Origin of the sequence: Kitasatospora sp. NPDC059973, assembly GCF_042737525.1 — a bacterium.
Classification (GTDB): Bacteria; Actinomycetota; Actinomycetes; order Streptomycetales; family Streptomycetaceae; genus Kitasatospora.
Genome location: NZ_JBHWUI010000308.1, coordinates 1 through 4,552, shown reverse-complemented (window position 1 = coordinate 4,552; position 4,552 = coordinate 1). Strand labels below are relative to the sequence as shown.

5 protein-coding genes are annotated in these 4,552 nt (G+C 74.7%); 3 read left to right on the top strand and 2 right to left on the bottom strand.

The genetic code is table 11. The annotated features are described in order from the left end of the window. Positions 1–180 precede the first annotated feature (180 nt). Both ACFWA9_RS38310 and ACFWA9_RS38305 read left to right on the top strand, forming a co-directional pair. A complete protein-coding gene (locus ACFWA9_RS38310; protein WP_380394044.1) occupies positions 181–1,698 on the top strand; it encodes an MFS transporter in 1,518 nt (505 codons plus the stop codon). Positions 1,699–2,024: 326 nt separating this feature from the next. Continuing rightward, positions 2,025–3,023 carry a winged helix-turn-helix domain-containing protein gene (locus tag ACFWA9_RS38305; RefSeq protein ID WP_352295440.1) on the top strand — a complete coding sequence of 333 codons (999 nt, stop codon included), beginning with the start codon at positions 2,025–2,027 and terminating at the stop codon, positions 3,021–3,023. Positions 3,024–3,174: 151 nt separating this feature from the next. On the opposite strand, the gene ACFWA9_RS38300 is transcribed toward ACFWA9_RS38305, so the two are convergent. Both ACFWA9_RS38300 and ACFWA9_RS38295 read right to left on the bottom strand, forming a co-directional pair. After that, positions 3,175–3,675, bottom strand: a complete 501-nt coding sequence (locus tag ACFWA9_RS38300) for an ATP-binding protein (RefSeq protein WP_380394042.1) — start codon at positions 3,673–3,675, stop codon at positions 3,175–3,177. After that, a complete protein-coding gene (locus ACFWA9_RS38295) occupies positions 3,672–3,881 on the bottom strand; it encodes a hypothetical protein (protein ID WP_380394040.1) in 210 nt (69 codons plus the stop codon). The genes ACFWA9_RS38300 and ACFWA9_RS38295 overlap by 4 nt, the downstream gene beginning before the upstream one ends. Positions 3,882–4,275: 394 nt before the next feature. Here ACFWA9_RS38295 and ACFWA9_RS38290 point away from each other — a divergent pair, with 394 nt between their 5' ends. Beyond that, the gene (locus ACFWA9_RS38290) at positions 4,276–4,449 is read left to right on the top strand and encodes a CsbD family protein (RefSeq protein ID WP_352295434.1); all 174 of its coding nucleotides are present in this window, start codon (positions 4,276–4,278) and stop codon (positions 4,447–4,449) included. Positions 4,450–4,552: the final 103 nt, after the last annotated feature.

The window sequence follows — 4,552 nt, the reverse complement described above, 5'->3', positions numbered from 1 at the left end:
CCCGGGCCCGCCCCCCCCCCGTCCACCCCCCCCGGTTGGCGGCCCCTCGCCGGGGCCGCCAACGGCGTGTCGGGGCCCAGGGGTGCGGCCGGGTCCCGGCGGACGCGGGTCGGCCCGTGTGATCGCCGGAGAGCCGGGCAGACGCGGGGGCGTCCCGTTCCGGCGTAGGAGGAGAGTGTCATGGCCGACTCGGTGAAAGCGTCCGCGAAGAGGACGCAACAGCCACCGCAGACCGGGGACTCGCCCGGTGGCGAGGTCATCGAGACGGACGTGCCGGCCAGACTCGACCGGCTGCCGTGGTCCCGCTGGCACTGGCGGATCGTGATCGGCCTGGGGACCGTCTGGATCCTCGACGGTCTGGAGGTCACGATCGTCGGCAACATGGCGGCCCGGCTCGCCGAGCAGGGCAGCGGCATCAGCATCTCGACGACCCAGGTGACCACCGTCGCGGCCGCCATGTACGTGGCGGGTGCGTGCAGCGGCGCCCTGTTCTTCGGCTGGCTGACGGACCGGCTGGGGCGCAAGAAGCTCTTCATGCTCACCCTGGCCGTCTACCTGGTGGCCACCGCCGTCACGGCGTTCTCCTGGAGCGCCTGGTTCTTCTTCCTCTGCCGCTTCTTCACCGGCTTCGGCATCGGCGGCGAGTACGCGGCGATCAACTCCGCGATCGACGAGCTGATCCCGGCCCGGGTGCGCGGCCGGATCGACCTGATCATCAACGGCAGCTTCTGGATCGGCGCGGCGCTCGGCGCCTTCGCCTCGATCGCGCTGTTGAACACCGCGCTGTTCGCCACCGACGTCGGGTGGCGGCTCGCCTTCGCCATCGGCGTGGTGCTGGGCCTGGTGATCCTGCTGGTGCGCCGGCACGTCCCGGAGAGCCCGCGCTGGCTGTTCACCCACGGGCGCGCCGCGGAGGCGGAGGAGGTGGTGGCCGAGGCCGAACGGATCGTGGAGGAGGAGACCGGCCGCGCCCTGCCGCCGGTCGAGGGGGACCCGATCCGCATCCGCGAGCGCGGGCCGCTCGGCTTCATCACGATCGCCCGTACGGTGGTGGGCAGTTACCCGCGCCGCACGGTGCTGGGCCTCGCGCTCTTCATCGGCCAGGCGTTCCTCTACAACTCGGTGACGTTCGGCTACGCGGTCATCCTCACCAAGTACTTCGAGGTGCCGGAGGGCGACACCGGCTACTACTTCGCGGTGATCGCGGTCGGCAACTTCCTCGGCCCGCTGCTGCTCGGCCACTTCTTCGACTCGGTCGGCCGCAAACCGATGATCGCCGGCACCTACATCGGCTCCGGCCTGCTGCTGTTCGGCACCGCCGCCCTCTTCCAACAGGGCTCGCTGTCCGCGGTCAGCATGACGGCCTGCTGGACGGCGGTGCTCTTCCTGGCCTCCGCCGGGGCGAGTTCGGCCTACCTGACCGTCAGCGAGATCTTCCCGCTGGAGACCCGGGCGATGTGCATCGCCTTCTTCTACGCCGTCGGCACGGCGGTGGGCGGCATCAGCGGGCCGCTGCTGTTCAACGGGCTGGTGAGCAGCGGCAAGGTGTCCGACACGACCCTCGCGTTCTGCATCGGCGCCGCCCTGATGACCGCCGCCGGGCTGGTCGAGGCCGCGATCGGGGTCCGGGCCGAACGGCGCAGCCTGGAGTCGCTGGCCGCGCCGCTCAGCACCGTCGGCGCGGCGAAGAGCACCTAGGGGCCGTTGCGAGCTCGCGGACCCGGCGGGACTTCGCGAACGCCCTCTGCGCCCGGGCGGGTCGTCAGATCGCGGCCGTCGCGGCCGTCTTGGCCGTCGTGGCCGCTCCGCCGGGCGACACCGGGCGCTCGGTTCGGCGAACGCCCGGTCGAGGATCGTGCTCCGGCCCCCACTCCCCTCGTGGTGGGGGCCGGAGCGGGCCTCAGTCGCGCCGACGAGAGAGAGCATGCCAATGGGGACGGCCGGACGGCCATGCATTAGCCTCTGAGCCTAATAGTCGACAACGCGGCAGGTCAGGATGGCTGCGGGGAGCCGGAGGAAGGTTCGTGATCGCACTGAGGTTCGGGGTCGCGGACCTCGCGAGGACCCGGTTCGTCATATCCCCGCTCGACCATCTGCTGGCCGGTTCGGCCCGGTTGGGCGTTCACCAGGGCAACGGGTCGCGCAGCGAACGCTGGTGGCGGGACGCCCGCCGCCACGTGCCCCACCGGGCCGTGCGCTTCCTCGAAGTGGTCAACGCGAGCCCGATCGGCATCCCCGACTTCATGGTGGCGGACCTCGACGCCGTCCGCCGCCAGCTGACCGACGAGCTCGACGCGCTCCTCTCCGTCCCGCAGCAGACCGTGGAGGAGGGTGTCGCGATCTTCGGCAACCGCCTGGGACTCCCGGCCGCCCTGGCCCGGTTGCGCGACGACGGCAGCCGGGGCCTGCGCGAGGTCAGCGACGGCGCCTGGGCGCTGTTCCAGGCCTGCCTCGCCCCGGACTGGCCCGACATCCGCCGCGCCCTGGAAGCCGACATCGCCGTCCGGGCCCGCACCGCCGCCCGCTCCGGGATCGGCGAAATGCTCGGCACGCTCCACCCGAAGGCCGTCTGGCGGGACGAAGGGGTGCTGGAGTGCACCCTCGGCGAGCTGGAGGGTTCCTTCGAACTCGGCGGCCGGGGCCTGGAACTGCGGCCCAACTACTTCGTCCAGCGGAGCATCAGCCTGCTGGCCGAGCCGGACCGCCAGAGCCTGCTGCTGCACCCGATCGCCGCCCCGGCCGCCGAGCCCGCGGCCCGGACCCCGGCCGCCGACGGCCTCGCCGCCGTGCTCGGCCCCGCCCGGGCCCGCGTCCTGCGCGCCATCGCCGGCAGCGCCTGCTCCACCACCGAGCTCGCCCAGCGGCTCGGCGTCACCCCGCCCTCCGCCTCCGCCCATGCCACCGCCCTGCGTGCGGCCGGCCTGATCGCCACCCAGCGCGAGGGCAAGCAGGTCCGCCACGCCCTCACCGACGTCGGCCACGACCTCCTCCTCGACAACCCACCTCCCCCGCCGCAGGCCTGAGCACCGGTCGGTGTCCGCACCAGGTCCCGGCTGGAACCTCCGGGACGCATTGACGCGGCGGTCCCGGCACCCGCCTGCCGCGTGATCGCCTACCGGCGGGTCCAGGCCCGGAGCACGCGGCGCTGCCACCACACAGCCGTCCCCGTCCGGGTCAGCCGCCGCGGACGCGCTGGCCGAGCGGGGACGGCACTTCGAGCCAGACCAGCTTCCCGCGGCCCGCGGGCAGCGAACCCCAGGCCCTCGCGAGCCGGCCCACGATGCGCAGACCGTGCCCCCCGGGCCGCCCCGGGACGATGGCCGGCCGGACCCGCGGCGGCACCGGGCTGGCGTCCACGACCTCGACCCGCAGCCGCTCGCCGTTCCAGCTCAGCCGCAGCTCCCGGGGGCCGCCCGGGGCGTGCAGACAGGCGTTGGTGACGAGTTCCGAGACCATCAGCAGGACGTCCTCGGTCGCCGCGCGCTGCTCCTCGTCGTCGGCGGGCAGCCAGTGCCACTCCTCCAGGATCCGGCGGCTGAACTCGCGGCAGCGCCGCACCGCGCCCTCGCCGCCGTCGAGCAGGAGGCGCTCGGAGTACTCGGGTGCGGGCCCCCGGCCGGGGGGTACCGGAACGCCGGACCGGTCGGGAAGGGGGCCACTCGGTGAGCGGTTCATCCCGGCCTCCCCGGGGAGGCGCGGAAGCCCGGGGAGTCGCGAAGGCCCGGGGAGGCGTGGAAGCCCGGGGCGGGCGGCCCGGCGGCGATCCGCCCGGTGCCGTCGGCCGTCGTGCGGCCGGCGCCCTCCACCCGGCCGGGGCCGGGGGCGGCGTGCCGGACCCGCTCCCCCGCCCCTCGGGTGGGCTGCTCGGCTGGCCTCCGCATGGCTGGCTCCCGGTCGGGTCCGGACGGCGGCGGGCCGTCCCGCACATCATGGCGCGTGGCACGGGCGAGCGCGCGGGCGCCGGTCGACGACCGGTCGTCGGGAACCGGCCGAACCGACGCCCGGGGGGCGGCGGGCACCCTTCTCACCTGCGCCTCGGGCCTGGTTCGCGCCTGCCCGGCTCCGGCCCGGTCACACCTGCCGGGCATTGCGACACTCCCGCCCGCGACAAATCCGGCACCACCGGGCCCGCGACGGACCCTTCGGCACCGGGTTCCGCGACGAACCCGGCACCACCGGGTGTGGAACCGGGCGAACCGGGCAGACGCCGGTCGGGGCGAGCGACGCCCGAGTCCACGAGAGAGCCGGACTCCACGAGAGGGAGTGAGCGACACGATGGGTGCCGACGACAAGCTGCGCAACGCCGGTGAGAAGGTCGAGGGCAAGATCAAGGAGGCCGCCGGCAAGGCGACCGGTGACCGCACCATCGAGGCGAAGGGCCGGGGCGAGCAGGCCAAGAGCGACCTGAAGCAGGCCGTGGAGAAGGTCAAGGACGCCGGGAAGCACTGACCCGGACCCCACCCGGCCCCGGGGGGCCCCCCCCCGGGGGGGCGCGGGCCCCCCGGGGGCGGGGGCGGCGCCCGGGGGGGGGGCCCCCCCCCCGGGCGGGCCC